21 protein-coding genes and 1 pseudogene are annotated in these 26,955 nt (G+C 62.5%); 13 read left to right on the top strand and 9 right to left on the bottom strand.

Going from position 1 to position 26,955, the window contains the following annotated elements; translation table 11 throughout:
- The first annotated feature begins 94 nt into the window (after window positions 1-94).
- Entirely contained in the window at window positions 95-1,576 is a 1,482-nt protein-coding gene (locus RBB18_RS21195) for a class I adenylate-forming enzyme family protein (RefSeq protein WP_103765079.1), read from the top strand.
- Between the two features lie 15 nt (window positions 1,577-1,591).
- Here the strand turns inward: RBB18_RS21195 and RBB18_RS21200 are convergent, their stop codons facing one another.
- Window positions 1,592-1,759: a hypothetical protein gene (locus tag RBB18_RS21200; protein ID WP_306112203.1), complete on the bottom strand. Its 168-nt coding sequence runs from the start codon at window positions 1,757-1,759 to the stop codon at window positions 1,592-1,594.
- A 611-nt stretch (window positions 1,760-2,370) separates the two neighbouring features.
- Entirely contained in the window at window positions 2,371-3,765 is a 1,395-nt protein-coding gene (locus tag RBB18_RS21205) for a short-chain fatty acid transporter (protein ID WP_274594038.1), read from the bottom strand.
- A 490-nt stretch (window positions 3,766-4,255) separates the two neighbouring features.
- Here RBB18_RS21205 and RBB18_RS21210 point away from each other — a divergent pair, with 490 nt between their 5' ends.
- The 7 genes from RBB18_RS21210 (at window position 4,256) to RBB18_RS21240 (ending at window position 13,335) form a co-directional block, all read left to right on the top strand.
- Entirely contained in the window at window positions 4,256-5,869 is a 1,614-nt protein-coding gene (locus tag RBB18_RS21210) for a GMC family oxidoreductase (protein ID WP_306112202.1), read from the top strand.
- A gap of 9 nt (window positions 5,870-5,878) precedes the next feature.
- On the top strand, window positions 5,879-7,312 hold the full coding sequence (locus RBB18_RS21215) for an NAD-dependent succinate-semialdehyde dehydrogenase (RefSeq protein ID WP_103765082.1): 1,434 nt from the start codon (window positions 5,879-5,881) through the stop codon (window positions 7,310-7,312).
- A 453-nt stretch (window positions 7,313-7,765) separates the two neighbouring features.
- Window positions 7,766-9,169, top strand: coding sequence for a short-chain fatty acid transporter (locus RBB18_RS21220; protein WP_103765083.1), 1,404 nt, complete (start codon window positions 7,766-7,768; stop codon window positions 9,167-9,169).
- Between the two features lie 46 nt (window positions 9,170-9,215).
- Window positions 9,216-10,037 (top strand): SDR family oxidoreductase, encoded by an 822-nt coding sequence (locus RBB18_RS21225; RefSeq protein WP_170067279.1) that lies wholly within the window; start codon window positions 9,216-9,218, stop codon window positions 10,035-10,037.
- The gene (locus tag RBB18_RS21230) at window positions 10,030-10,764 is read left to right on the top strand and encodes an SDR family NAD(P)-dependent oxidoreductase (protein ID WP_306112201.1); all 735 of its coding nucleotides are present in this window, start codon (window positions 10,030-10,032) and stop codon (window positions 10,762-10,764) included. Before RBB18_RS21225 ends, RBB18_RS21230 begins: the two co-directional genes overlap by 8 nt.
- A gap of 10 nt (window positions 10,765-10,774) precedes the next feature.
- Window positions 10,775-11,728 carry an alpha/beta hydrolase gene (locus tag RBB18_RS21235; protein ID WP_306112200.1) on the top strand — a complete coding sequence of 318 codons (954 nt, stop codon included), beginning with the start codon at window positions 10,775-10,777 and terminating at the stop codon, window positions 11,726-11,728.
- Window positions 11,728-13,335 (top strand): NAD(P)/FAD-dependent oxidoreductase, encoded by a 1,608-nt coding sequence (locus tag RBB18_RS21240; protein WP_306112199.1) that lies wholly within the window; start codon window positions 11,728-11,730, stop codon window positions 13,333-13,335. The genes RBB18_RS21235 and RBB18_RS21240 overlap by 1 nt, the downstream gene beginning before the upstream one ends.
- 104 nt (window positions 13,336-13,439) lie before the next feature.
- Here RBB18_RS21240 and RBB18_RS21245 read toward each other — a convergent pair.
- From RBB18_RS21245 to RBB18_RS21270, 6 genes and pseudogenes are all read right to left on the bottom strand, one after another.
- A pseudogene (locus tag RBB18_RS21245) lies at window positions 13,440-13,679 on the bottom strand (transposase); the annotation flags it as partial.
- Between the two features lie 567 nt (window positions 13,680-14,246).
- Entirely contained in the window at window positions 14,247-15,281 is a 1,035-nt protein-coding gene (locus RBB18_RS21250; protein ID WP_306112198.1) for a siderophore-interacting protein, read from the bottom strand.
- Window positions 15,278-16,099, bottom strand: a complete 822-nt coding sequence (locus RBB18_RS21255; protein ID WP_103765088.1) for an ABC transporter ATP-binding protein — start codon at window positions 16,097-16,099, stop codon at window positions 15,278-15,280. The genes RBB18_RS21250 and RBB18_RS21255 overlap by 4 nt, the downstream gene beginning before the upstream one ends.
- Entirely contained in the window at window positions 16,096-17,142 is a 1,047-nt protein-coding gene (locus RBB18_RS21260) for an iron chelate uptake ABC transporter family permease subunit (protein WP_306112197.1), read from the bottom strand. Before RBB18_RS21260 ends, RBB18_RS21255 begins: the two co-directional genes overlap by 4 nt.
- The gene (locus RBB18_RS21265; protein WP_306112196.1) at window positions 17,139-18,179 is read right to left on the bottom strand and encodes an iron ABC transporter permease; all 1,041 of its coding nucleotides are present in this window, start codon (window positions 18,177-18,179) and stop codon (window positions 17,139-17,141) included. Before RBB18_RS21265 ends, RBB18_RS21260 begins: the two co-directional genes overlap by 4 nt.
- On the bottom strand, window positions 18,176-19,153 hold the full coding sequence (locus tag RBB18_RS21270; protein ID WP_306112195.1) for an iron-siderophore ABC transporter substrate-binding protein: 978 nt from the start codon (window positions 19,151-19,153) through the stop codon (window positions 18,176-18,178). Before RBB18_RS21270 ends, RBB18_RS21265 begins: the two co-directional genes overlap by 4 nt.
- Window positions 19,154-19,517: 364 nt before the next feature.
- Here RBB18_RS21270 and RBB18_RS21275 point away from each other — a divergent pair, with 364 nt between their 5' ends.
- Window positions 19,518-21,650, top strand: coding sequence for a TonB-dependent siderophore receptor (locus tag RBB18_RS21275; protein ID WP_306112194.1), 2,133 nt, complete (start codon window positions 19,518-19,520; stop codon window positions 21,648-21,650).
- Window positions 21,651-21,706: 56 nt separating this feature from the next.
- Here the strand turns inward: RBB18_RS21275 and RBB18_RS21280 are convergent, their stop codons facing one another.
- Window positions 21,707-22,582, bottom strand: coding sequence for an AraC family transcriptional regulator (locus RBB18_RS21280; protein WP_306112193.1), 876 nt, complete (start codon window positions 22,580-22,582; stop codon window positions 21,707-21,709).
- A 247-nt stretch (window positions 22,583-22,829) separates the two neighbouring features.
- On the opposite strand from RBB18_RS21280, the gene RBB18_RS21285 reads away from it, so the two are divergent.
- The 4 genes from RBB18_RS21285 to RBB18_RS21300 form a co-directional block, all read left to right on the top strand.
- A complete protein-coding gene (locus RBB18_RS21285) occupies window positions 22,830-24,530 on the top strand; it encodes an ABC transporter ATP-binding protein (RefSeq protein WP_274594027.1) in 1,701 nt (566 codons plus the stop codon).
- Window positions 24,531-24,751: 221 nt separating this feature from the next.
- The gene (locus RBB18_RS21290) at window positions 24,752-25,789 is read left to right on the top strand and encodes an ABC transporter substrate-binding protein (protein ID WP_245890592.1); all 1,038 of its coding nucleotides are present in this window, start codon (window positions 24,752-24,754) and stop codon (window positions 25,787-25,789) included.
- Entirely contained in the window at window positions 25,789-26,772 is a 984-nt protein-coding gene (locus tag RBB18_RS21295) for an iron ABC transporter permease (protein ID WP_103765096.1), read from the top strand. The genes RBB18_RS21290 and RBB18_RS21295 overlap by 1 nt, the downstream gene beginning before the upstream one ends.
- Window positions 26,769-26,955 (top strand): hypothetical protein (locus tag RBB18_RS21300; protein ID WP_371931687.1); only part of this gene is annotated, 187 nt, incomplete at its 3' end. The genes RBB18_RS21295 and RBB18_RS21300, both read left to right, overlap by 4 nt.

The following is a 26,955-nucleotide window of genomic DNA, read 5'->3' on the forward strand; positions in this document are numbered from 1 at the left end:
AACCCACCGCGGCGGAACTGGCGGCGCTGAGGGCACTGGATCCCGATGGCACATTCGAAGCGGATGCCGCGGTCCGAATGCCGGAGCTGGCCGCATGAGTGATTTCGTTACCGACCTCGCCGAACAGGCACGACTCCGCCCGAATGCATGCGCCTTGAGTGCCGAAGGGCAATCACTGACCTTTTCCGAACTGTTCACGGCCGTCCTAAACCAAGCTGGGGGCCTGCTGGATGCCGGGGCGCGATCGGGACAGAGGGTCGCGCTGCTGCAGGATCGCCACGTCGGTCTCTGTACCGACCTTCTGGCCTGCCTTGTGGCTGGTCTGCCGGTTACCGTGCTGAGCCGCAGCGAGGCGCCCAGATCGGTCATGGACAAGCTGAAAGATACTGGTTTTTCTTACATTCTCGCGGATGATGCCAACGCATCGGCCGCGGATGCGCTTGCGCAGTCGGGTGCACAAGCGGTTGTGCGCCGGAGCGCGCTTACCTCGCGGAAATTTTCCGGCTCGGCGCCGTCGCCTGACGACGAGGCGCTGCTGATCTTCACCTCCGGATCGAGCGGACGCCCCAAGGCCGTTCGCCTGTGTCACCGCAACATCGCGGCAAATACCGACGGGCTGGCCGCTCTTACGCCGGTGGGGGCCGATGACCACTACCTGCACATGATGCCGTTAAGTCATACCAATGGCATTCTGAACCAGCTGCTTTACCCGCTGTCGCAGGGGGCGCAGGTGACCTTGTTGCCGAGGTTCACGCCAGAGATCGCGATGGAGGCAATCGCGTTGCTGCGGCCAACGGTCGTTACCGGTGTGCCCACGATGTTCCAGCGGTTGCTGGATCATCCGGTGCCCGCGGGAGCGACCGATAGATTGCGGATGCTGCGCTGTGGCTCGGCGGCGCTTCCGGTGGAGATTCAGGACCGGATCGAGGCCCACTGGGGGTGCCCTGTCCTTGTGAGCTATGGCCAGACCGAATTCACCTGCACGTCGACGGCAAATCCGCCGGACGCAGCGGTGCGCGGTTCGGTCGGGCGTGCGCTTCCGGGGGGCGAGGTCGCGATTCTGTCGCCTGGCGGCGAGGATATACTGCCCACGGGTCAACGCGGTGAGGTTGCCTTTCGCGGTCCTTCGACCGCCCTTGGATATGTCGGCCATCCGCCGTTCGACCGGGACGGATGGGTGCGGTCGGGCGATATCGGGTATCTCGACGAGAGGGGGTACCTGTTTCTGACCGGACGTCTGAAGGAGATCATCATCCGGGGCGGTGAAAACCTGGCGCCCGTGCAGATTGAGGATGTCCTGCTGGCCTGTGGTGGCATCGAGGCGGCCTGTGTCGTACCGGCGCCGCATGCCGACCTGGGCGAGGTACCTTTTGCCTTTGTCGAGAAATCGGGCCAGATTGCTGAGCTCAGTGATCTTAACGCCCGTATCACCGAAGTGCTGGGACGTTCGCACTGCATCTCGGGTATCGAGGTACTGGAGCGGCTACCGGAAAACCATGTCGGCAAGATCGATCGCAAATCCCTGACCGCAGAGATGGCGCGTCGGGTGAACGCGCAGGAATTGCGGACCGGCTAGCGACCGGGCCGGGCGTCATATGCCGTCGATCACTGCAAGCAGGGCTTCCACGGCGCAGGTGCGGTGCCATTCGGGATGCAGAAGAACCTTGAATGCCCACGTCGGCCGCAGCGCCTCGGCCACCCGGGGCATGCGGTTTCGTTCCGCCACGGCCAGGGAAACCTGCAGTTGGTCCAGGGGCATCAATAAATTCTTTCAATTGGTTTAATCAAAGTCAGTGGATTTGTTGTCGCTGTGCAGGCGCGAAAAAGGCGGAAATCCCTGAAAGCGAGACAACACAATGCAGTCCTACGCGATATTTGCAGGCCGCGAGGCAATCTTCAGGAACCGCTTTGGCAGACATCTTACCGGCTTGGGGCTGGTGGCGCTGATCACGCTGATTGCGGCTACCCTGCAGCGGGCGGCGGGATCGCGGCGCTCAGTCTGCTAGGTATAGCGCTGTTGCTGGGAGCGGCGGCCTGGATCTTCATCGCGGTGGTCGGGTTCGGTCTGGCGGTCTGGGACGTCACTGGCTGAGGTGGGCAGGGCTGACCACCGTCCGTGTTCGGGTCCCTGGGCGCAGGTCGCTGACGATGACGTCCGAAGCCCATGGAACAGGGGAGAGGGGTCCTGAAGGGGCGTATCCCTGCTATGACGGCTTGCGGATCGGGGCGGGCTCTACGGATACTCTCAAGGGATGAGTCCGCATAGCGGCTTGAATGGCGTCAAGGGTGCATCCAAGGCGATACTGGGTGTTTGGCAAATTGTCCCCGCGGCGGCCTTGGAAAGAGCCGCCGCGGGGCATGACTGTTATCCTACAGGAGCAGCAGACCGCCGCCAAACACCACGAACAGGAAGGCCATCAGTACGATCGTGTAGCCAAGGACCTGCCCTGCGCGCAGGCCTGAAATTCCGAGAAGCGGGATCAGCCAGAGCGGTTGCGCGAGGTTTGTCAGAGACTCGCCCAGCATGACGCTCATTGCCGGGACGTCGATGGGCAGTCCGAGTTCCTGTGATGCCGTGACCGCAATCGGCCCCTGGACAGCCCACTGGCCGCCGGCGGACGGGATCGCGAAATTCAGGACGCCGGCGCTGATCATCTGCCAGAGAGCGAATGTGTTTTCGGTCGAGATCGCCACAAACCCGCTTGCGACGATGTCGACCAGCCCGCTGTCGCGCATCACCCCGAGGACGCCGCCGTAGAACGGGAAGAGCAGGACAATGCCTGCAGCCGCGAGGGCGCCTTTGGTCAGGGCGTTGGAATAGCTTTTCAGGGAGCCGTGCAGCAGTATCCCCAGCATCAGGAAGAAGAAGTTCAATACGTTCAGCTGAATCCCGATGATGCCCTGTTCCATCATTTCCTGCAGGATGAACACGATACCCACGAGACCTATGAGCCAAGCGAGCATTGGCATATTGTCGAGCCGTTGGCCGGGCGTCCGGGCCGTTTCGCGCGTTTCGTCACCGCCGAAGGGCGACGATGCGTTCTCGTCCATTTCCTGCGTGTTCTTCTGACTAGGATGGAGATAGGTGAGCACGATGGCCGCCGTGAGCGTCGCGGTCACGACGATCATGATGTACTGTGGCCGGAAAATGGTGTCGGTAAGTGGAACGAGGCCGATCGAGTCTTCGAGAAAATGTCCGGGCGTGTTCATCAGCAGGGCTGCCGAACTGGACAGGCCGACCATTGCGACAGCCGTCCCGCTGTAGGCCGAGGCGACCAGCAAAGGAAAGTGGCAGCGGATGCCGCGGGTCTTGAAAGACTTCGCGATTTCGACGGCGAACAGGCAGGACAGGATCGTCCCGAGGCCCCAGTGGACGTAGGAAATAACTCCCGAAAGAAGGGCGGTGACCGCGATCGCCGCGCTTGCCGAGCCGAGCTGTGCCGCGATGCGCGCCAGAACGCGCTTGACGGGGGGCGCGACGGCCAGAGCATAACCAGTTACGACGATCAGGACCATTTGCATCCCGAATGTCAGAAGCGACCAGAACCCGCCGTACCAATACTCGACGATCTGAACGGGTCGGGTCTCGGTGCCAAGCCAGGCGCAGAGAAACACGATCACCGTTACCAGTACCGCGAAGGTGAATGTTTCTGGCATCCAGCGAATGCTGATTTCGGCGGATTTCTCGCCCAAGGACTGGGCCCGCAACTGAAGGCGTTCCCTGAATGGCTTGGGTTGTGTCTTGTCCGTATAGCTGTCCGTCATTTCCCGCGTCCTCCCAATATGCAAGTTATGAAAGCGGTCTCCTCAAACCACTTTGATCGATTGGCGTTCACTATATGGAAACGCCATTCAGGCATTACGGATACTAGTCACCCTATTTGTCCCATGTCAAGCGCGCGAACGTCTGTTTTTTAAAGCTCCGCACGGGGTGGCGCCGCTGGAAAGTTTGATGCGGTCACAATCACCTTGACGGCATATCCAATTGTAAATATCCCATACATGAATAGCGATCTGTATGTGGGAACGGGAGTAAAGGGAGTTTCTGGCGCATACTTCGGCTGCAGATATGCCTCGGCGGGACGCGCTACAGAGAGGAGCAAACGTGGCAGATTTTCTTTCGGTATTTGACCGGCCTTTCCCTGGTCGGGATGGCGCCTGCGCCTCCGGGTGAAAACAGCAACGTGTCATATGCAGTGGTGATCCCGGCCTCACGGTGTCGGAAATTGTCGCTGCGCAAGCAAAGGGGGGGGAGATGACCCAGGAATACGACTTCATAATTGTAGGTGCGGGCTCTGCCGGATGCGTGCTGGCCAATCGTCTGAGCGAAAATGGGCGTCATTCCGTGTTGCTTCTGGAGGCCGGACCGGAGGACAAGTCGCCCTGGATCCATGTTCCCCTAGGATATGGAAAGGCCGTCTACGACGAGCGGATCGCGCGCCAGTTCACGACGGCGCCAGAGGTTTCGATGGCCGGGCGTGAAATGGTCTGGCCGCGCGGCGTCTGCATCGGCGGTTCGAGTTCAATCAACGGGCTGATTTGTATCCGCGGCCAGTCGCAGGACTATGACCGCTGGGCGCAGGCGGGCAACGCCGGCTGGGGCTGGGATGACGTGCTGCCCTATTTCAAGCGCATGGAAACCAATACGCGGGGCGCCGACGACTTTCATGGCGGCGAGGGGCCGGTCACGATCTCCGACCCGGCCGGGCAGATCCCGTTTTTCGAGGATGTGTTTTCCGCGTCCGAGGCGCTCGGGATCCCGCGGAACCCGGATTTCAACGATGGGGACCAGGAAGGATGCGGATACTATCAGTTCTTCATCCGCAATGCGCGCCGGTGCAGCGCAGCCGTGGCCTATCTGAGGCCGGCGCGCAGCCGTGCCAACCTGACGGTCATCAGTAGCGCCTATGCCGAGCGGGTCATCGTGAAGAACGGCCGCGTGAGCGGTGTCGCTTATCGCAAGAATGGCCAGGCCCGGATAGCGCATGCCAATGGCGAGGTGATCCTGTCGGCGGGCGCGATCCAGTCGCCGCACATCCTTCAGCTTTCGGGGATCGGCCCGGGCGAGGAATTGCGTTCGAAAGGGGTCGAGGTCACGCATGAGCTGCGCGGCGTCGGAGGGAACCTGCAAGACCATCTGAACGCACGCAACGTCTACAAGGTGAACAAGCCGATCACCATCAATGACAGCATGAAGAGCTTGTATGGCCGGATGAAGCTGGGCTTGGACTATGCCCTGTTCCGCAAGGGGCCGCTGGCCTGTTCGGCCACCCCGGCGGGGATATTTGCCAAGGTTCTTCCCAATTCGGAAACACCGGACATCCAGTTTCACTGCGGTATGCTTTCGGCCGAGCAGGTGCGCTACAAGCCGCACGATTTCTCAGGCATCACGCTTTATACCTGCCAGCTTCGGCCCGAGTCGCGCGGCACGGTGCGGCTGTCCTCTCCCGACCCCAAGGCCCAGCCGGATATCCGCCCGAACTACCTGTCGACGGAAACCGACCGTATCTGCATGCTGGAAGGCCTCAAGCTGTCCCGCCGCCTGGCGCGGACAGAACCGTTGGCTTCGCATATCGTCGAGGAATACCAGCCCGGCGAGTCCGTGCAGGACGATGCCGCGCTTCTGGATTTCATCCGCGAGACGGCGGGGACGATCTTTCACCCTTCGGGGACCTGCAAGATGGGGCAGGACGCCGATGCCGTCGTCGATTCCCAGCTCCGGGTTCACGGGCTGGAGGGACTTCGCGTCGTCGATTGCTCAATCATGCCGACGTTGATCTCCGGCAACACCAACGCGCCGACGATGATGATCGCCGAAAAGGCCAGCGACATGATCCTCGCCGACGTAAATCTTCGCAAATCAGCCTGAGGAGAGAACATGTATCCTACTCAAAGCCTATTCATCGATGGTGAGTTCATCGGTCCGAGCAGCTCGCGCAAGGGGGAAGATATCCTCAACCCCGCTACCGGCGAGGTGCTGGGTCAGCTTCCCCATGTGACGGAAGCCGAGCTGGATCGCGCCGTAGACGCGGCCGAACGCGCCTTCAACGAATGGCGCACCACGTCGCCGATGTTGCGCAGCGAGATACTGCGTCGCGTGGGGCAGCTGGCCCGAGAGCGTGTCGAGGACATTGCGCGCAACATGACACTGGACCAGGGCAAGCTGCTGGCTGAGGCGCGGGCCGAGGTCATGGCTTGCGCGGAACATGCAGAATGGCACGCCGAGGAGTGCCGCCGCATCTATGGGCGTGTGATTCCTCCGCGATTTTCCAATGTGCGCCAGTACGTGATGCACGAGCCGGTCGGCGTTTGCGCCGCCTTCACGCCGTGGAACTTTCCGTTCAACCAGGCGATCCGCAAGATGGTCGCCGCGATCGGCGCCGGTTGTACGATCGTGTTGAAAGGTCCCGAGGACTCTCCAAGTGCGGTTACGGCGCTGGCGCAGCTTTTCAAGGATGCCGGACTTCCCGACGGGGTTTTGAACATTGTCTGGGGTGTGCCGGCAGAGGTGTCGACCCGACTGATTGAATCGCCCCGCGTGCGCAAGGTTTCCTTCACCGGGTCCAGCGCGGTCGGCAAGTCGCTGGCATCGCTGGCAGGCAAGCACATGAAGCGCGCGACGATGGAACTGGGCGGGCAAGCGCCCTTTATTATTTCTGAGGACGCGGACCTGGACAAGGCAGCGGACCTTCTGAGCGCGTTGAAGCTGCGGAATGCGGGGCAGGTGTGCGTCGCCCCCACGCGGGTGTTCACGCATGAAAGCCTTCATGGTGAGCTGGTCGATCGGATGGTCGCCAAGTTCGAGAAGGTGCGTGTCGGTGACGGTCTGGACTCCGAGTCGGGCATGGGACCTCTTGCACATGGGCGCCGGCTGTCTGCCATGACCGATTTCATCGCGGATTCTGTCCAGCGCGGCGGCAAGGTGGCCGTTGGCGGGGAAGCGATCCAGTCGCCCGGAAACTTTTTCAGCCCCGCCATCGTCACCGATCTCGACGACGACTCGCGGGTTATGAGTGAGGAAACCTTCGGACCCATTCTTCCCTTGGTCAGCTATCGTACGCTGGATGAGGTCATCGAGAGAGCCAATCGCTCGCCATATGGGCTGGCGGCCTATGCCTTTGCGCGGGACAACGCGATCGTGCGGCGGCTGGCGGACGAGATCGAGGTGGGGATGATGAATATCAACCATTTCGGCATGTCGCTTTCGGAAACGCCGTTCGGTGGCGTCAAGGACAGCGGCATGGGCCGCGAAGGCGGGGCGGAAACCTTCGAAAGCTATCTCAACACGAAATTCGTGACTGAGGCCGCCTAAGCGGGGACGCTTCGCCGTCCTTTTCAGCTTGTTTTGCCCGAAGCGGGCAAGGCGCCCGGTGGGGGATGACCCCGCCGGGCCGCACTCGTTCGGCCTGATGCGTCTTGCGAGGCCTGCAGGCCTTGTCCGTGAGGAAGCGGAAACCGGTCGGCTGTTCTGCAGGTCGCAGCCCGAAATTCAGTTCGGATGAAATATGGAAGTGAGCTGCGAGTTGTGCGGACGCCGCACCTCTCGGCTTGTCTAACGCGAAAATTCGGATCCGCGCGTTCAATTTAGGTGAACAAAATTCATAGGATAGAAATTTTCTTCTCAATCTGCGGCCTCGAGACCTTGACGGAAAATGTGCATTGTGGGAGCGTTCTATCTATTGGACCTGTGTTCACTATGTGTGAACAAAGTCAGGACCAAGATCCGGCGTTTTGAGGAGGACGCCGATAATCAGGGAGGAAAAAAATGCTGCAAAGACTTGCAGAGATATTCGCGGGCTTTGCCCGGCAATTCATGCCAACGCCATTCGCCTTCGCTATCATCCTGACCGGGTTGGTGTTCGGGCTCGGTGTCGCGTTGACGCCCTCAAGCCCGATGCAGATGGTCGACTACTGGTACGATGGCTTCTGGGGATTGTTACGCTTCACCACGCAGATGGTTGCCATCCTGCTTTTCGGCTATGTCTTCGCAGAAGCGCCGCCCATGAAACGGGCCATCCTGGCGCTTGGCAGCCTGCCCAAAAGTGCAACGGGCGTCGTCGCCATGGTCTGCGCACTGTCCATCAGCCTGTCTTTCCTGAACTGGGGGCTTGGCCTGATCGTCGGCGCCGTCGCGGCGCGGGAATTCTGTCGCCAGGCGCGGGACCGGGGCATCCAGGTGCACTATCCGCTGACTGTCGCCGCCGGCTTTGCCGGGGGTACGACGTCGCAGGGCGGGCTTACGTCCAGCGCGTCGTTGCTGGTTAATACGGAAGGCCATTTCCTGGCAGATCAGATTGGCTTGATCCCGCTCGTCGAAACGATATTTTCGCCGCTGAACCTGATCGTTGGCGCGACGTTCATGATCCTGCTGCCAGTGGCGGCGGCGCGCATGCATCCGGCCGAAAAGGTGCGCGAGATCAGCGACAGGGAAGCAGGGCTGGACGCCGACGATGCGCCGGAGGACGAACCCGTTGTTGCCACCGCGCCCGGCAAAGCCTCGCTAAGTGCCGCCGCAGTACCGGAAACCGCACCGACCGTTGCCGAGCGGATCGAGAACTCCCGCATTCTGACCGGGGTGATCCTGGCCATCGGCTTTACCTATGTCGGGAACTTCATTCTGCAGAACGGGCTGGACCTGAACCTCAACGTCCTGAACCTGACCTTCCTGCTGTTGGGGCTTCTGGCCTACGGGACGCCTATCGCCTATGTCCGTGCCATCGACCGCGGCATCCGCACCTGTAGCCAGATCATTTTGCAGTTCCCGTTCTATGCCGGGATCATGGGGATGATGAGCGCCTCGGGCCTGCTTGCCCTGTTTGCCAGCGGACTGGCGAGTATATCCAACGCGTACACCCTGCCTTTCACCAGCATGCTCAGCTCGGCATTCGTGAACCTGATGGTACCCTCGAACGGTGGCCAATGGGCCGTGCAGGGGCCGATGCTGGTCGAGGCGGCACAGATGCTCGAGGCCGACATCTCGACCGTGGTCATGGCGTTTTCCTATGGCGATCAGCTGACGAATGGAATTCAGCCCATGTGGATGCTGCCTCTGCTCGGGGTCACGGCGCTGAAGGCGCGTGACATCCTCGGGTACACCGCGGCGCTCATGCTCGTGTCCTTCGCGGTGGTCTCGATCGCCTTGCTGACCCTGCCGGCGGTCTTCGCGTGATGATCGCGCAACAAGGAGAGCTTCCATGCGAATAGAAGAGAACACGGTGGCCCTGGTCACAGGTGGGGGGAGCGGCATCGGCCGCTCCCTTGCCCGGGAGGTCGCCGCACGCGGAGCAACAGCGATTTGCGCCGACATGAACCAGGAGAGCGCGGAAGAAACCGTCACGTCGATCCGCGCCGACGGCGGCCGCGCGCTGGCGATATCCCTCGATGTCGCCGACCGGAAAAGCTGGGCGGGTGCCTGCGACGAGATCCTGGGCAAAGTCGGGCATGTCGACATCATTTTCAACAATGCCGGTGTGACTGTCCCCAAGACGGCGCTGAGCGAACTGCCGCCCGAGCAATGGGACCGGCTGAGGGCGGTAAACCTCGACGGTGTTTACAACGGGATTCATTACTTCATGTCGCGCCTGCACGGCGGAGGCCGGGGGAATATCGTCAACACGGCATCGATCTGTGGGCTGGTGACCTGCGCTGGTAGTGGCGCCTATATTGCGTCGAAATTCGCGGTGCTGGGCCTCAGCGAAGCGCTGAGGTTCGACCTGGAAGACAGCGACGTCGGCGTATCGGTGCTTTGCCCAGGCTTCGTTCGTACCGGATTGGCGGGCAGCGCGGGCGACGCCGCGGCGACCAACCATGCGGCGCTGGAAAACGGTATGGCCCCCGAAGATATAGCGCGGATCGCGCTCGACGGGGTGGAAGCCGACCATTTCTATCTTTTGACACATGGTGAGTATGCCGGTGTCGTGGCCAACCGCAACAGGACCATCGAATACGAACTGGCCGCTGCGACGCGCAGCGATGGACGCTGCGATGATGTCGATGTCCTTGCTGCTCATTGGAACCGGGAGAAAGCCAGTGTCTGATCAAAATTCTATCGACGGACGCGTGTTTGTCATCACCGGCGGGGCGCGCGGCATGGGTGCCGAGATGGCAAGACGGTTGGTTGTGCGCGGTGCCCGTGTCGTCGTAGGCGACCTGCGCGCGGATGAAGGCGCCCGCCTTGCCGAGGAGATCGGAAGCGCCTGCACTTACGTGACGCATGACGTGACCGATCCGGAAGGGTGGAACGGGATTGGCGAGGCTGTGGATGCGCTTGGGCGTTTCGACGGGATCGTGAACAACGCCGGGATATTTGATCCGCGCATCATAGACGAAACGGATGTCGAATTTTTCAACAAGACGGTCGCCGTGAACCAGCTCGGGACGTTCCTTGGTATTCGATTTGCGGCGGAGCGCGCCGGTGCAAGGCAGCTTTCGGTGGTGAACATGTCCTCGGTATCGGGGCTTCGGGGCAATGGCGGCATCGCCTATGTCGGGGCCAAGTGGGCCGTGCGCGGAATGACCAAGATGGCCGCCAAGGAGCTCGGACCGAAAGGCGTGCGCGTGAACTCTGTTCATCCAGGTCTGATCGACACGAGCATGATGGAGGCAATTCCGGCCGATCGCCTGGAAGAGCGTACTGCCACGATTCCCCTGGGGCGCCGTGGCCAGCCGGAAGACGTCGTCGATGTGGTGATCTTTCTGCTGTCCGACGGCAGCCGGTACATGACGGGCGCCGAACTGACGGTTGATGGCGGGCTTACGGTCTGAGGGGATCGCGATGCTGAGTAAAGCAAGTAGCGCCGTACTCGACTATCGCATTGCCGAAGGGCTTGGCCCGTTCGAGGCGTATTCCGTGGCCGAGGCAAGGGTGATGGTCGAGCGCAAAATGCCCGGCCTGACCGATCCGGCGGAGTGCTGGGCCGATGGCGTGGTCCAGCGCCTCGGCCCGGACGGGGACGTTGCCGGACTTCTTTTTCGTCCGTACGCCGGAGACGCCGCCGGTGGGGCCTTGCCCGTGGTTGTCTACGTTCACGGTGGCGGCTGGGTGTTCGGCGAGCTTGCGTCGCACAGGCTGCTATGTGCCCGCATGGCGGCGGGGGCCAATTGCGCGGTGCTGTCGGTCGATTACCGGCTTGCGCCGGAGAACCGATGTCCCGCGCAACTGGAGGATTGCCAGCGCGCCATTTCCTGGGTCGTGAAGAACGGCCCCGCGATGGGGCTGGACCCGTCGCGCATGTTCCTGGCCGGTGACAGTGCCGGAGCGGGGTTGGCAGCCGCGATGGCCGCGGAGAAGTCGGGCGCGGGGGCAGGGTGTCCCGCGCCGCTTGGCCAGATCCTGATCTACCCCGCCCTTGATCAGGCGGGCGCCTATCCGTCGCACCGGATAGAAGAGCCCGGCATGGCGCTCACCGGGCGCACGATGGAATGGTTCCGGGACCACTATTTCCATGCCGACACAGATCGGGCCGATCCGGCGGTCTCGCCTCTTCGAGGAGGGCTGGAAGGGCCGCCGGCATTGGTGATCACCGCGGGCTACGATCCCCTGCGGGATGAGGGGGCATCATATGTCCGCCTGCGCCGCGAGCGGGGCATGGAGACCGCCAACTGCGTCCATCTACATTATCCCGGCGAGTTGCATGGGTTCATGACCGTGACGCCGGACAGCCCTGCCGCAGCCGATGCGCTGACCGGGGTTCTGCGATTCATCAATAATCAAACGGGAGTAACTTAATGACTGACGATGTAGCCCAATTTGACGCCCTGATCGTGGGCGCCGGATTTGCCGGTATCTACGCGCTGCACAGGCTTCGCAAAATGGGCCTGGAGGTGTGTACGGTTGAAGCGGGGGCCGATGTTGGCGGCACATGGTACTGGAATCGATATCCGGGTGCGCGGTGTGACACCGAGAGCATGCAATATTCCTATTCGTTCTCTGAAGAGATTCAGCAGGAATGGGAATGGACGGAACTCTACGCGGCGCAGCCCGAGATACTTTCCTACATAAAGTTTGTCGCCGACCGCCTGGAATTACGTCAGCACATTACCTTCAATACAAGGGTTGATGCGCTGAACTGGGATGACGATGCGTCGCTGTGGACCGCGACGTTCAGTGACGGGCGCAAAGTGCGCGCACGCTATTGCATCATGGCGACCGGTTGCCTGTCCGTGGCGAAAGAGCCCGACATTTCCGGTTTGGAGGACTACAAGGGGCGTCTTCTGAAGACCTCCGACTGGCCTGCGGAAGAGCCCGATTTTCTGGATGAGCGTGTAGGGTTAATCGGTACCGGGTCATCGGGCATTCAGACATCGACCACGATCGCGCCCGGTTGCGGCAACCTGACGGTTTTTCAGCGTACGCCGAATTACTCCGTCCCGGCCAACAACCGCCCAATGAGCGCGCATTACGTGGAGTCATGGAAATCCAACTATCCCGAACGCCGTGCCGCGCTGCGCCAGAGTCGGAATTACACGCTGTACAACAACCCCGGCATGCGGTCCGGGCAGGAGCTGACAGAGTGTCAGCAGAAAGCGCTTCTGGAGGCCGAATGGCAGATCGGGGGCATCGGTTTCATCTATACGTTCAATGACACGACGAAGGACCGTGAGGTCAACACGGCGGTGGCCGACTTTGTACGGCGCAAGATCCGGGAGACCGTCGAGGATCCGCAAACGGCCAAGGTGCTGTCCCCCGGAGACTACCCGATCGGAGCCAAGCGCATCTGCGTGGACACCGGCTATTACGAGATATTCAACCGGGACAATGTCGACCTGGTCGATATTCGCGCCGATCCGGTCGAGACCGCCACAGCGAATGGTCTGAAACTGAAAAGCGGACAGGAGATCGAGCTTGATACGATGATCCTGGCAACCGGGTACGACGCGATGACCGGAGCGCTCAATCGTATTGACATCAGTGGCCGCGAGGGGCGGACGTTGTCGCAGGAGTGGGATGCCGGGCCGCAGACCTATCTGGGTCTCATGGTGGCCGGGTTCCCCAACATGTTCCTGGTGACGGGGCCGGGCAGCCCCTCGGTTCTGTCCAACATGGTTCCGTCGATCGAAGAACATGTCGAGTGGATTACTGATACCATAGGAGACCTTCACGACCGGAACGAGAGCGAACTTGAACCGGTGCGCGCTGCGCAACAGGATTGGATGGCGGAGGTCGACGCCGTCTCGCGCAAGTCCCTGATGCGCGAGGCCGCGTCTTGGTACATGGGGGCCAATGTTGACGGGAAAGCGCAGGTATTCATGCCCTACGCCGGTGGTTCGGTGACATATGCCCAGATCTTGGATCAGCGGACATCCGATGGAATGCAAGGGTTCGTTTACAGGTGACTCGAAAAACGCGGCTGTAGCTCCCGGCAAATTCTTCAAGCCATACGAAGTCTTGAGAAAGAGCATGCACCTGATCAGCCCACCTGAGTGGGCTGATTTGATTGTTAGTGCATGACTGGACTTGGATCCATCTGGACGATGGTTTCAGGGGCCGGTGGTCGGTAGCCCGGAGCATCGTGAGGGCGTTTTTTTTTAATGTTTCCTCCCTCTTCGATCAGGATTTGGGCTTCTCGCAGGCTGTAGAAGACCTCACCGTTCAAGAACTCATCGCGGACCCGGGCATTGAAGCGTTCGCAATATCCGTTCTCCCAGAGGCTGCCTGGCTCGATGTAAGCCGTCTTTGCTGCTTTCGTTCTCTGGCGCTTGGCTCCTTGGCCCAGCGAGGGCGTCCGGATGCAGAAAGCCAGGAAAGTTTCCAAAGGCGGCCGGCCTTCGCGCCACCTATTCCCGAGTGGACTCCGAATGCTCCAGAAACAGAGAGATCAGCAGGCTTGAATCAGTGGGACGGTAAGTGAGTAGTCAAAGGATGAGACTGGCTTGTCGCTCCAAGTCTGCATCGTCTCTTTCAAGTCGGCATGCTCTGGTTTTCCGAAGGCTGCGGACGACTGTCAAAATGAATAGGTTCGGCCAAAATCGCAGTGGGGGAAATTCCGGTGATCAGGCAGCTGATCGGGCAGCAATCCCAAAAAGATACGCAGTCGCGCGTGGGAGAGCGATCCGATGCGCACGTTGCCGGGCTCATCTCATGTAGCGCCGTTCGCTCGTGCGCATGTTTCGAATGTCATTGATTTAGCCATTTGTGCAGGCCGTCAGTCACAGGGTCAACGACACTAATTCAATGGCGAGTCAAAGTTGTTGGAGGATCTTTGTAAAGTAACGGGTACTTGCCACTCCATCTTTGCAACACTGAATCAGACCTCCCAGTAGTACGCGAAATATCCCTCGTCCGCATCAAGCCCGAGCTTGTGTCGAAACCTTGCTTTCGCATCTCGGACAAGGGATTTTTCGGCGGCGACCCAGACATACCGGTCGGGTCCCGGGGGCAAGGGCGCTTGCGACAGATGATCCCACAGCCTCTCGCGTCGCTGTCGGACGCACCAGGTCAGGTCGATCCCGTCGGGCCGGGGCAGGTCGCAGATGTCGTCGTCCGTGCCGACTTCGAGGATGGCGTGCCCCCGCCGGTCGGGTGCCGATGACTTCAGGATACGGCGGATCGCCGGAAGAGCCGTCTCGTCCCCGGCGATCAAGATGTTCCGCCCGTTCGGAAACCCGCCACTGCCGGGGCCACTGATGCCGACAATGTGGCCGGGCCGCGCCGTTCGGGCCCAACGTGTCGCCCGTCCGCCATCGTGCTCGAACACGTCGAACGTGAACTGCCCCTTGCCCGGATCGAGATCGACGAAGGTATAGGCCGCGCGATGCAACTGATCGTCGCCGACGGGCATCCTTGTACGTCCATTGGCGTCGAGGTGTGGCCAGATGGGCGTGCGGCCCTCCGGAGGCAGAAGAAGGGAGAAATGCATTCCTCTTTCCTCCGACAGGCGCAAGGTGTCGGCGCAGTCGAGCGTGACCCGCAGGAAATGCGGTCCGACGCGCCGGACATCTTGAACCGTGGCCGTGCAGAAGTTGAGCGGTGCGCGGTTGCGCTGGATATCGCCTTCCCACTTTGCGGATTGGGTCAGGCCGGGCGCGACGTGATCCAGAATGTGATGCAGGTAATCGCGAATGTTTTGCAATGCCGCCGCGTCCGCGGCCTCGACATGTACCTGCAGGCCCGCGCGGTTAACCTCGAGCGATACGGATGCGAGAGGTGGTCTCACCAGCAGGCCGGCCTCGGTCTCTTCCACGGGAAGTTCGACCTCGCGGGCATGGGCCGAGATGTGCGGAATGGCATCGTCCGGCAAGGTGCCCCGGAACAGCGCGTTGGCGTGCAGGATTTTACTCATGATGCGACCTCTTGACGTTCCGGTGCGGGGCTGGCCCGGTGGCGGCCCACTGGCAGCATCATCGGCTTGCCCGAGGTGGGGTCGGGCATGACCCGGCAGGCCACGCCGAAAACCTCCTGTACCATGCGTTCCGTCAGAACGGTGTCCGGTGCGCCCGCGGCGTATACATTGCCGCCGCGCATTGCGATCAGGTGGTCGGCATAGCGGGCGGCGAGATTGAGGTCATGCAGGACCATGATAATGGTCGTGCCGCGGGCCTGGTTCAGATCGACCAGCAGATCGAGGACTTCGATCTGGTGCGCGACATCCAGAAACGTCGTTGGTTCGTCGAGCAGCAGGATATCCGTTTCCTGTGCCAGCGCCATGGCGATCCAGACCCGCTGGCGCTGTCCGCCGGACAGTTGGTCGACCTCCCGCTCGGCAATATCGGTGGTCCGGGTCGCATCCAACGCGGCGGCGATTGCCCTGTCATCGGCATGTGTCCAGCGCGACAGGAGGCCCTGATGGGGATGGCGGCCATGACTGACGAGATCCGCCACGGTGATCCCGTCCGGGGCGATGGGCGATTGCGGCAAAAGGCCCATGCGGCGGGCCAATTCGCGTGTCGGGATGTCGCGCACCGAGCGGCCATCAAGCATGACCCGCCCGGCGCTCGGTCGCAGCAGCCGCGAAAGGCATCGCAGCAGCGTGGATTTACCGCACGCATTGGCCCCGACAATCGCAGAAATGCCCCCCGGGGGCACCGCGACATCGAGACCGGTCAGAATCTTTCGCGTGCCGTATCCGGCCTCCAGTCCTGCCACGTTTAAAGTGCTCATGAACCGCCTCCGCTGCGATGGGATCGGATGATCAGATATACGAGGTATGGCGCGCCCAGGGCCCCGGTGACTACGCCCACGGGATAGCGCCCCGACAGAAGGTGCTGGCCTGCGTAATCGCCCAGCAGGACTAGCAAAGAGCCCACAATGACGGAAGCCAGTAAGGGTGTCCGGCCGGTGCCTGCAATTCTCGCGGCAATCGGGCCCGACAGGAACGCGACGAAGGCGATCGGACCGGACACGGCCGTCGCCACCGCGATCAGCCCGACAGCGGCCATGACGAACACGAGCTTTTCGAAACGCAGAGGCACGCCAAGCGCCGCGGCGGTGTCATCTCCAAGTCGCATCGCCTCGAGATTGTCGCGCCGGACCAAAAGCGGTCCGCCCAGCAGGACCAGCGACAGCAGAACAGGCATCGCTTCGGACAAGGTCGCGCCGTTGACGCTCCCGGTCAGCCAACGCAAGGCATCCTGCAGCGACCACGCCGGCGCGCGCGACAGGACATAGGCGATCATGCTGTCGACCATGGCAGAGATCCCGATGCCGATCAGTATCAATCGTGCGCCCGACACCCCGTCACGCCAGGCCAGCAGATAAATCAGCAGCGCTACGATCATCCCGGCAACGACTGCGGCGACTGAGACGGCCAGCCCGCTCCAACCGAGAACGACGATGGTAAACACGGCCGCCGCGCTGGCGCCGGCGCTGATTCCGATGATGTCGGGGCTCGCCAGTGGGTTGCGCAGCAACGTCTGGAAAATCACACCGCCAAGTCCGAAGCTCATTCCGGCAAGGATCGACAGCACCGCCCGGGGCAGGCGTAGTTCGAGGATGCTGAAGCTTGCGCCCGGCACATCGTGCCCGGTCAGCACGCGCAAAAGGTCCGAGGGCGGGGTGATGGTCGGCCCGGTGACCAGTGTCAGCCCGACGCCCGCAACGACGATCCCCAGCATGATCGCAACAAGCCGCAGACGGGCTTTGCGCCGCGACGCGCGCAACGCCCCGACCCACGCGGCGGCGTCGGTATGCGCGAGGTTGCTCATAAGTCCCGAATCCGCCGATTGCGCACGATCCAGATGAAGACCGGCGCGCCGATAAAGGCGGTGACAATGCCCACATCCATCTCGGACGGACGCGCCACGATGCGTCCGATGACGTCCGCACCAATCAGAAGAATCGCACCGGTCAGGGCCGCGAAGGGCAGGAGCCAGCGGTGGTCCACGCCCACAAGCAACCGGCAGACGTGCGGCACGACCAGCCCGACGAAACCGATCGGCCCGCAGATCGCTGTGGTCGCCCCGCAAAGCAGCACAGCCCCAAGTGCCGCGCTGGCCCGCGCTACAACAACATTCGCGCCCAGGCCGGCCGCCGCGTCGTCGCCCAGGGCCAGCAGGTTCAGGCTGCGAGCCGACAAGAGGCACAGGATCAGGCCGGCCAGCAGAACGGGCAGGCACGGCAGGATGGCGTCGAAGCTGGCCCCGCCGATGCCGCCGACCTGCCAGGACCGCACGCCTCCGGCAATATCGTTGCGTGGCAGGATGATCGCGATCGTGAACGAGGATGTTGCGATGGCCGTCGCCGCCCCGGCCAACGCCAGTTTCAGCGGTGTCGCGCCGCCCCGCCCGAGCGACCCGATAGCGTAGACGAAACAGGCCGCCAGTCCGGCCCCGAGGATCGCGGTCCAGAGAAACGCGTCGAGCGTCTGCATCCCGAACCACGCGATGCCGATCACCACGGCCATTGCGGCACCCGCGTTGACGCCCAGTATGCCGGGATCGGCCAGCGGATTGCGAGTGACGCCCTGCATGACGGCACCGGCCAGCCCAAGCGCCGCCCCGGCGAGGACCGCAAGCACCGTGCGGGGCACGCGCACGGCGACTACCGCCTGCGCAATCGTTTCGGTCGAGCCGGTCACGCCCGCCAGGATGTCGGCCCATCCAACCGCGCGCGTGCCGAGGCTGATCGATACGAGGCAGGCCATTCCAAGCACCGCCAGAACGACGATCAGCCAGGCAAGCCGGGTGCTCCGGGGGCGCCGCAAGGCGTCAAGGGTCGTCTCTTTGGGGACTGCGTCGGTCATTTCGCCTTGCGCGCTGCGTCTGCCAGCCGTGAGACGTAGTCCTCCAGCACGAAGGGAATCGACAGGGGCGTGGGGTTGGCGGCCGTCCCCACCGGATCGTTCCCCAGAAGCACGGCCGCTCCGGTCTTGATGGTCTTCATGCGCGAGGTCAGCGTGTTTTCCGCGACGCGCGCCATCAGGGTCTCGCCGCCGTAGGTGACAAGGATATCAACGTCATCAAACATGTCGATCTTCTCGGCGCTCACCTCTCCCGCATAGCGCCCGGGTTCGGTGGCATCCGCGACCGCCTGCGGCGAGGTCAGGCCGAGGTCTTCGAGGAATCGGACACGCGGATCGTTCGCGGAATAGAAGCGGATCACGCTCAGGTCCCGGACATCTAGATGCGTGACGAACATCGCGCTCTTCCCTGCGATTTCGGGGTGGCGTGCGGATACCTCGGCGATGCGCGCCTCGAGATCGGCGACGAGCGCGTCCCCTTCGGTCGCCATGCCAAGTCCGGCGGCATTCAGGCGGATCATCTCGCGCCAGCCGGTCGACCAGGGTCCGTCCGTATAGGCGACGGTCGGGGCGATCCTGCTCAGGATATCATACTCGGATTGCGACAGGCCGGAATAGGCTGCCAGGATGATGTCGGGGCGAGTGGCCGCCACCGCCTCGAAGTCGATGCCGTCGCCTTCGTCGAACAACTTTGGCGTATCGGCGCCCAACGCCTCCAACCGCTCGGCGACCCAAGGCAGGATCCCGTCTCCGTCGTCATCCCCGAAATTCGCCCGGGCGAACCCGACCGGAACGATGCCCAATGCCAGGGGCACTTCGTGATTGGCCCAGGCGACAGTTGCAACACGCTCGGGCCGCGACGGCACGGTAGTCGTGCCGAAGGCATGGTCGATCGTGACAGGAAACTCCTGCGCGGCCGCGGGCGGCACCAGGGCTGCGGCAAGCCATAGGGCAAGCACGGCGACACCGATTTTCATACGTCTGAGCATTGGATTGCTAAGCCTCCGGTCGCTGCAGTCAGGGGACGAGAACTGCCTTCGGCTAGTCGTTTCCGCTTCGTGCCGTCAAGCAGAGCACGTGGTCCGAAGCCGCAAATCCGACAAATTCTGTCAATTTTGCAGAGAATCTGACAAAAACAATCGGAAAATACAATACACCTCCGCACTATCCTGCGCTATGTGCCATCGACGCCTGACCCGGCCGGATGCATCCGGGCTGGGGTTTGGCAAAGAACAGCCAGCGGGACTCCGGGCACGTCCTTGGGTGCCTGCAGCACCATCGCAACGTCGCGGTGCACAGCACGCCAGCACGCAAGAAACGTCAGAAGAATGGAAGCACGTTATGGGGGCACTTTTGAGAACACATCGATCATCTTTTCCACGCCCGGCACGTGTGACCGCGGCACTCCTTGGCTGCACGGCGCTGGTGGCGTTCCCGTTAGCAGCCACGGCGCAGGACGGCACTGGCGGCGAACCCTACCGGCTTGGAACGATCTTCGTCGATGCCGGCGCCGAGGCGGATGACGACGCCAATTCAACCATCGCCAAGGAGCTTTGGACTGGCGGCAAGGTCGCGACCAGCGTTCTTGACACGCCCGCGTCGGTGTCGGTCATCACGCAGAAGGAATTCGAAGAACGCAACGTCGACAAGGTGGAAGACCTGCTGGAATATACCCCCGGCATCGTCACCGATTATTTCGGGACCGACGATCGCAATGACTACTACCTCGTGCGCGGTTTCCAAGCCTCCACCTATCGCGACGGCCTGACCCTCGGATCGATGCGCGGCGTCCGCGAGGAACCATACGCGTTCGAGCGGGCCGAGGTGATGAAGGGCGGCAACTCCACCTTGTTCGGCACGTCCGATCCCGGCGGCACACTCAATTTCGTGACCAAGACACCGAAATTCGAACGGTTCGGCGAGGTCTACGGCTCTTACGGCACCAACAATCACACCGAGTTGGGCTTCGACTTCGGCGATGTCCTGAACGAGGACCGGACGCTGGCCTACCGTTTCGTCGGGAAGGTGCAAGACTCAGAGCTGGATTATGATTTCTCTCGGGACGACGAGACGTTCTTGCTCGGATCTTTCGCGTGGTCGCCAAGCGAGGATACCAAGCTGACCTTCACGGTGGATTATCTCGACCGCGACTCCACACCGAACAGCGGCGGTTACCCGATAGACCGGGAATACGACCGCAGCCAGTTCTTCGGTGAGCCGGGTTTCAATTATCACGATGTAGAGCGACTGACGGTGTCGGCGGGGTTCCAGCACGATTTCCGCAACGGTCTGCGGCTGAACGCAAACCTGCGCTACAGCGACCTCACCGACGACTTCGGTTATGTCTACATCTCCGACAACGCGGCGCGCGTCGGTACCATGGTCGATCGCTTCTATTTCGGCACTGACAGCACCGCGGAAGAGGTGATCGGCAACGTGATCCTGCAATACGACACCAGCTTCGGCAGTGTCGACAGCAGCACGCTGGCAGGGCTGGAGTTTCGTGACGCGTCGACCACCAGCGCGTCGATCTTCGGGGCCTACACGCCGATCGACGTCAGCAACCCGGTCTATTCCGGTGCGCCGACCGGGTTTGTACCCTACAGCGCCGAGGCCAACGATTTTGCCACCCAATCGGTGTTTCTGCAGCAGAACCTGTCGTTCGCGGACCGGTTCATCGTGACCGCGGGCGTGCGTCATGACTGGCTGGACATCACCAACACCGACCGCCTGACAGCGACGACCACCAGTGCCGATTTCTCGGAAACCTCATGGCGGGGGGCGCTGACCTACAAGATTACGGACCAGATTTCGACCTATGCGAGCTATGTCCAGTCGGTCGCACCGCCCGCCATCGGCACCGAGCCCGAACGTGGCGAGCAATACGAGATCGGGGTCAAGTACCAGCCGCAGAGCATCAACGCGCTGTTCACCGCATCGCTTTATGATTTGACCAAGAAGAACGTCGTGGTGCCGGTTGTCCTGCCCAGCGGCGTGATCGAGCGACAGACCATCGGCGAATCCCGCGTTCGCGGTCTGGAACTGGAAGCGCGCGCCGAGCTGACGCAGGGCCTGACCCTTTCCGGCGGATACAGCTATCAGGATTCCGAGTTCGTGCGCGGCAATGTCCGTGGCGTGACGGTGGACGGGAACCAGTTCGCTTCTGTGCCCGAGCACATGGCCTCGCTGTGGCTGACCTATGACATTCCGACCGGCGGATCGCTGGGGGACATGTCTGTTGGCCTAGGGGCGCGCTACGTGGGCAGCTACTATTACAATGCCTACAACAACAATGGCAAAAGCCCCGACCAGTTCCTGTTCGATGCGTCCTACTCATACGAGTTGGCGGAGAACACGGAACTGCAGGTCAATCTCAGCAACATCTTTGACGAGCAGTATGTCGTGGGACGAGGGACGGCGGATTTCTACAACCAGGGCCGGACAATCACGGCTGCCCTGCGCCGCAGTTGGTAATCGGTCAAGCACATCGGCGGCAGGGTCCGGCTCCCTGCCGCAGTTGGCTTCGGCCGTCAGCGCCTCTTCTGATCCCGCCGCCAGCTTCCGGGTGTTCTGCCGACAAGCTGGCGGAACGCGCGGGTCAGATGAGCCTGGTCGGAAAAGCCCAGCCGATCCGCGATGTCCGCCACGCTGAGATCGGTGTCGGCCAGAAGGGTCCGCGCCTGTTCAAGCCGCTTGTTCAGCTGCCACTGGTGCGGCGACATACCGGTCGTATTCTTGAACACCAGCGAGAACCAGCTTTCCGACAGGTTCACCGACTCGGCCATCTGCGCAATGCTGAGCCTGTGACCGCGCGCTTCCTCGAGGCGCAGCGCGACCCGGCGCATCTGCGCGGCGGTCAGTCGGGCGTTGCCGGTTTGCGTGCTGCGCCGGTCCATGTCCAGCAGAGCTGTAATCAGGCAATTGACCACGCTTTCGACAAACAGTGCATGCCGGGTGGGACTGGATATTTCCGTGACCAGCAGTCGCGCCAGCGGCTCGATATCCGTGACATCGTCGCGCTCGACCGGATTTTCCAACACCTCGATCGCGGTGGACCGGGGGATCGCACTGGACAGGAACTGGATCGCCCAGGCGTAATCCATGTGAATATCGACATGGGTAAACCTGAGAGGTTTGGAGAAACGGGTGCGAAGTTCCATGCCCGCCGGCACGAAGATGGCGCGGGCCAAGCTGCCGGTGCCTTTCCCCGTCGTGGTCGAGATCGAGCTCATATCATCGAAGAAGATGCTCAGTCGTGGATTGGCCGAGACATAGCGCCCAGTGGCGCCCTGGTCGCCGCTGGCTTCCCAATGCGCGACCAGTGCGTTTTCGAACTGGCGCCACTGGACCGGGCGGATGCAATGCAGCTTTTCTGTGTGTCCGGAAAAGTCGTGTCTATAGCCCATGCGTATCAGGCTCCGCGTGCGAGATGTCAGGATGTGGCTATCCGGTGCGAAAGGGCCGGGCCGTCACGCATGCCAGAATGGCTTGAGATCGCATTATGAGGTGCAAACTGCGCGATCACAAGCCACGGCTCCACAAGGTCCTTATGCTCCGCCTTGCTGGACGGCGGCGAGCACCTCTCCTAAACGGTATTTGCCGAGGCAATCTGCCGGGCGGCTCACCGGCAAAAACGCTCTGAAGGAAATTCCCATGCTGCGTCAGTTTTTCGAGTATTACCGCCCGCATATGGGCCTCTTTTGGCTGGACTTCGGCTGCGCGGTGATCTCGGGCTTGCTGGAACTGGCCTTTCCGCTGGCCGTGGCGGGATTCATCGACCATCTGCTGCCGCGCGGTGAGTGGGCGCTGACCATGTGGGCCGCAGTAGGGCTGGTGGTGGTGTACCTGATCAACGCGGGCCTCATGGCCGTGGTGATCTACTGGGGTCACAAGTTGGGCATTAACATCGAGACCGAGATGCGGGCGAAGGCCTTCGACCACCTGACACGCCTGAACTGGGGCTGGTTTGACAAGGCAGAGACCGGCAAGCTGGTGGCGCGCGTCACCCGCGACCTCGAAGAGATCGGCGAGGTGGCGCATCACGGCCCCGAGGATCTGTTCATCGCGATCATGACCTTCATCGGGGCCTTCGCCCTGATGCTGTGGCTGCATGTGCCGCTGGCGTTGATGACAGCCGTGATCGTGCCGGTGATGGTCGTGCTACTGGCCGTCTATGGTGGGCGTATGACCCGGGCATGGCAGGCGATCTATGGCCGGGTGGGCCAGTTCAACGTGCGGCTGGAAGAAACGCTGGGCGGTATTCGCGTGGTGCAGGCCTTTACCAACGAGGCGCATGAACGCGAACTTTTCGCGGATGCCAACCGCGGGTATCGCAAGACCAAGCTGGAGGCCTACCGCATCATGGCGGCGCTGACGACGCTGCATTACATGGGCCTGCGCTCGGTTCAGGTGATCGTGATGGTGGCGGGCGCGGGCTATGTCTTTTCCGGCTCGCTGTCGACGGGCAGCTTCGTGGCCTTCCTGCTGCTGGTGGGCGTGTTCTTCCGCCCGCTGGAAAAGATCGCGGCGGTGGTCGAGACCTATCCGCGCGGCATCGCCGGGTTCCAGAGGTTCCAGGCGCTGCTGGCAGAGCGGGCCGAGATTGCCGACGCGCCGGACGCCAGGCCAGCGCCGGACCTGACCGGACGGATCGAGTTCGACGACGTGACCTTTACCTACGACGGCGCGCGCGGCGTACTGCATGGCGTGTCCCTCTCCGTCGAGCCGGGCCAGACGGTCGCGCTTGTGGGGCCGTCCGGCGCGGGCAAAAGTACGCTGATGGCCTTGCTTCCACGCTTTTATGCACCGACGTCGGGCGAAGTCCGGATCGACGGCCAGGCCGTCGCGGACATGACCCTGGACAGCCTGCGGCGGCAGGTGGGATTGGTATCGCAGGATGTCTTCCTGTTCGGCGGCACCCTGCGCGACAACATCGCCTACGGGCGGCTTGACGCATCAGACGAGGAGATACTGCACGCCGTTCAGCAGGCACAGTTGTCCGAGATGGTGTCGGAGCTGCCCGATGGTCTCGACACGATGGTGGGCGAACGTGGCGTCATGCTCTCGGGAGGACAGAAACAGCGCGTGGCCATCGCGCGTGTCTTCCTGCGCGACCCACCGATTCTGCTTCTGGACGAGGCGACCTCGGCGTTGGACCGGGGCACCGAGCGCAAGGTGCAGGCGGCGCTGGATACGTTATCGAAGGGGCGCACGACGCTCGTCATCGCGCACCGCCTACAGACCATCCGTCACGCCGACCGCATCGTCGTTCTGGACGAAGGCCGGATTGTGGAGGCGGGCACGCATGAAGAACTGGTGGATCGACAGGCGAATTACTTCTCAATGATGGACTGAACCGTTTTGATGCGGGAGATCACCAGGCCTGACAGCCTCGACCACGATGACCTTGCACAGGCGCTCTGCATTGAGACAACGCCTTTCGGGCGACGACGCTTGTAGGACGACAGATCGTTGGATAAGCTCGGCGCACTGGTGGAATACTAGGCATCAGGCTGGCCCCTGAAACCCGCAGCACCAAACCCTAAGCCGTTTCTCGCGCTTGAAAGACTAATACTATGGGGCTGCGATCTCCTGTCATGATTCCGTTCACCAAGAGTTCTTTCGGCGCCACGCGTCGCAGCTTTATTCTCGGAAGCTTTGCGACGCTGGTGGCGCCGCGCGTCGCCAGAGCACGTCAGGCAATCAGGATTCCCCATGTCTGGGGCGAAACGGTTCTAGAGCGTCCGGCCGAGCGGGTCGTGTCCTTGGGATACACCACTCAGGACCCGTTGCTGGCACTCGGGGTGGTGCCGCTGGCAGTCCGTTACTGGTTCGGAGACCAGCCGCATGCAGTCTGGCCATGGGCGCGGGAGCGACTGGGCCACGCGGAGCCGACCGTTCTGACCGGCGAAGTGTCGATGGAACTCGTCGCGGGGTTGTCGCCCGATCTGATCGTTGCCATCGGGTCGGGTATCTCACGGGCCGAATACGCGTTGCTGAGTGAGATCGCGCCGGTGCTGATGCAGGGGGCCGACGACCCCGTCTTTGGCACGCCTTGGCAGACCGATACCAGGCGCATCGCGCGCGCATTGGGCACGCCGCAGCGGGCCGAGGCGTTGATCGGGGACGTCGAAGGGCAATTCGAGAGCGTAAGGGCCGCGCATCCGGATTGGCAGGGCAAGACGGCGGCGGCGGCCTGGCAGAACGGCAGCGAGACCGGCGCCTTCATGGCCCAGGACAACCGGGCGCGGTTTCTGCATAACCTCGGGTTCCAGATGCCGGAAAAGCTGCGCGACACGGCGGCTGCAGACGGATTCTACACCACGTTTTCACCTGAGGACATTTCGCCGATAGATGCGGATCTCCTGCTGTGGATCTCGTCTATCGGCGGGGCGCGGGAAATCGCCCGGCTACCGATGCGGCGGACCTTGCGTGCCGAGCAGGAAGGGCGGGAGGTCTATGCCGACACCCTGATCTCCGGAGCGTTGTCCTTCGGCAGCGCGCTGTCGCTGCCCTATGCGCTTGAACGCCTGGTCGGGGAGTTCGAGCTGGCGCTCGACGGGAGACCGGAGACGGTCGTGCCCTCGGCGCTGAAGGCGGGGCTGGTGCGCTGATGCGGGGGCTGTTCCTCGCCTGCCTTCTGATCGGAGCCGTGGCCATGTCGCTGGGCGTTGGCGTCAGACCGGTTGCGCCCGGCGTGTTCCTGGAGGCGTTGCTGGGATACGATCCGCGCGACCCGGCCCATGTGACGATCGCGGCGATCCGGTTGCCGCGCACTGTGGCGGGCCTGGCGGCGGGTGCGGCGCTGGGCATCGCGGGGACGGTGATGCAGTCGCTGACCCGCAACCCGCTGGCCGATCCGGGCATTCTGGGGATCAACGCGGGTGCTGCCTTTGCGCTTATCCTCGGGGTTACGCTGTTCGGACGATCCGACCAGGCGGCGGTGGCTTTGTTCGCCTTTCCCGGGGCCGCGCTGGCGGCGCTGGCGGTGTTTGCCTTGGGTGGCGGGTTCCGGGGCGATTCCGGACCGGTGCGCCTGACGCTGGCGGGGGCCGCCCTGAACGCGCTGCTGTTATCCCTGGTCACGGCGGTTGTCCTCGTCCGGCAGGAGTCGCTGGATGTCCTGCGGTTCTGGGTGGCCGGCTCGCTGACCGACGCGGCCTTCAGGCCGGTTGTGGAAATGACGCTGGTCATCGGGTTGGCCGCTGTGCTCGCGTTTGCCATCGCTCCGCTGATCGAGGCGCTGTCGCTTGGTTCCGACCTTGCGCGGGGGCTTGGAACCCGGCCGTTGAGAGCGCAGGCCGGCGCGCTGACGGTGGTCACCTTGGCGACCGGGGCGGCGGTGGCCATTGCCGGACCGATCGCTTTCCTGGGGCTGATGGCGCCGCACCTGGCTCGGATGTCGACAGGATATGCGCTGCGGCCGCGGCTGGCGGTGTCGGCGGCCTATGGCGCCCTGACACTGACGTTGGCGGATACGGTGGGACGGCTGGTTCTGAGCAGTGGAGAAGTGCGCGCCGGGATCGTCGTGGCGATGATCGGGGGGCCGGTCTTCATCTGGGTCGCGCGCAGGCTGAGACCGGGTGCGATGGCATGAAGGGGTACGTGCCGTTGTCTCTTCTGATCTTTCTCGCCACGAGCGCGGCGCTCTTGACCGGCCAGGTGGATGCGAGCCCCGGTGTGTTGTGGTCCGGCCTGGTGACAGGTGAAGGGCCCGGGGCGCTGATCCTGGACACGATCCGGGGGCCACGGGTGGCGACCGCGCTGGGGGCGGGCGCGG

Source organism: Roseovarius sp. MMSF_3298, from assembly GCF_030733705.1.
Taxonomy (GTDB): Bacteria; Pseudomonadota; Alphaproteobacteria; order Rhodobacterales; family Rhodobacteraceae; genus Roseovarius; species Roseovarius confluentis.

Excerpts from the sequence above, each read along its gene's own strand:
- RBB18_RS21195 (WP_103765079.1), top strand. The coding sequence starts at position 95 with ATGAGTGATTTCGTTACCGACCTCGCCGAACAGGCACGACTCCGCCCG.
- RBB18_RS21200 (WP_306112203.1), bottom strand. The coding sequence starts at position 1,759 with ATGCCCCTGGACCAACTGCAGGTTTCCCTGGCCGTGGCGGAACGAAAC.
- RBB18_RS21205 (WP_274594038.1), bottom strand. The coding sequence starts at position 3,765 with ATGACGGACAGCTATACGGACAAGACACAACCCAAGCCATTCAGGGAA.
- RBB18_RS21210 (WP_306112202.1), top strand. The coding sequence starts at position 4,256 with ATGACCCAGGAATACGACTTCATAATTGTAGGTGCGGGCTCTGCCGGA.
- RBB18_RS21215 (WP_103765082.1), top strand. The coding sequence starts at position 5,879 with ATGTATCCTACTCAAAGCCTATTCATCGATGGTGAGTTCATCGGTCCG.
- RBB18_RS21220 (WP_103765083.1), top strand. The coding sequence starts at position 7,766 with ATGCTGCAAAGACTTGCAGAGATATTCGCGGGCTTTGCCCGGCAATTC.
- RBB18_RS21235 (WP_306112200.1), top strand. The coding sequence starts at position 10,775 with ATGCTGAGTAAAGCAAGTAGCGCCGTACTCGACTATCGCATTGCCGAA.
- RBB18_RS21240 (WP_306112199.1), top strand. The coding sequence starts at position 11,728 with ATGACTGACGATGTAGCCCAATTTGACGCCCTGATCGTGGGCGCCGGA.
- RBB18_RS21250 (WP_306112198.1), bottom strand. The coding sequence starts at position 15,281 with ATGAGTAAAATCCTGCACGCCAACGCGCTGTTCCGGGGCACCTTGCCG.
- RBB18_RS21255 (WP_103765088.1), bottom strand. The coding sequence starts at position 16,099 with ATGAGCACTTTAAACGTGGCAGGACTGGAGGCCGGATACGGCACGCGA.
- RBB18_RS21260 (WP_306112197.1), bottom strand. The coding sequence starts at position 17,142 with ATGAGCAACCTCGCGCATACCGACGCCGCCGCGTGGGTCGGGGCGTTG.
- RBB18_RS21265 (WP_306112196.1), bottom strand. The coding sequence starts at position 18,179 with ATGACCGACGCAGTCCCCAAAGAGACGACCCTTGACGCCTTGCGGCGC.
- RBB18_RS21270 (WP_306112195.1), bottom strand. The coding sequence starts at position 19,153 with ATGAAAATCGGTGTCGCCGTGCTTGCCCTATGGCTTGCCGCAGCCCTG.
- RBB18_RS21275 (WP_306112194.1), top strand. The coding sequence starts at position 19,518 with ATGGGGGCACTTTTGAGAACACATCGATCATCTTTTCCACGCCCGGCA.
- RBB18_RS21280 (WP_306112193.1), bottom strand. The coding sequence starts at position 22,582 with ATGGGCTATAGACACGACTTTTCCGGACACACAGAAAAGCTGCATTGC.
- RBB18_RS21285 (WP_274594027.1), top strand. The coding sequence starts at position 22,830 with ATGCTGCGTCAGTTTTTCGAGTATTACCGCCCGCATATGGGCCTCTTT.
- RBB18_RS21290 (WP_245890592.1), top strand. The coding sequence starts at position 24,752 with ATGGGGCTGCGATCTCCTGTCATGATTCCGTTCACCAAGAGTTCTTTC.
- RBB18_RS21295 (WP_103765096.1), top strand. The coding sequence starts at position 25,789 with ATGCGGGGGCTGTTCCTCGCCTGCCTTCTGATCGGAGCCGTGGCCATG.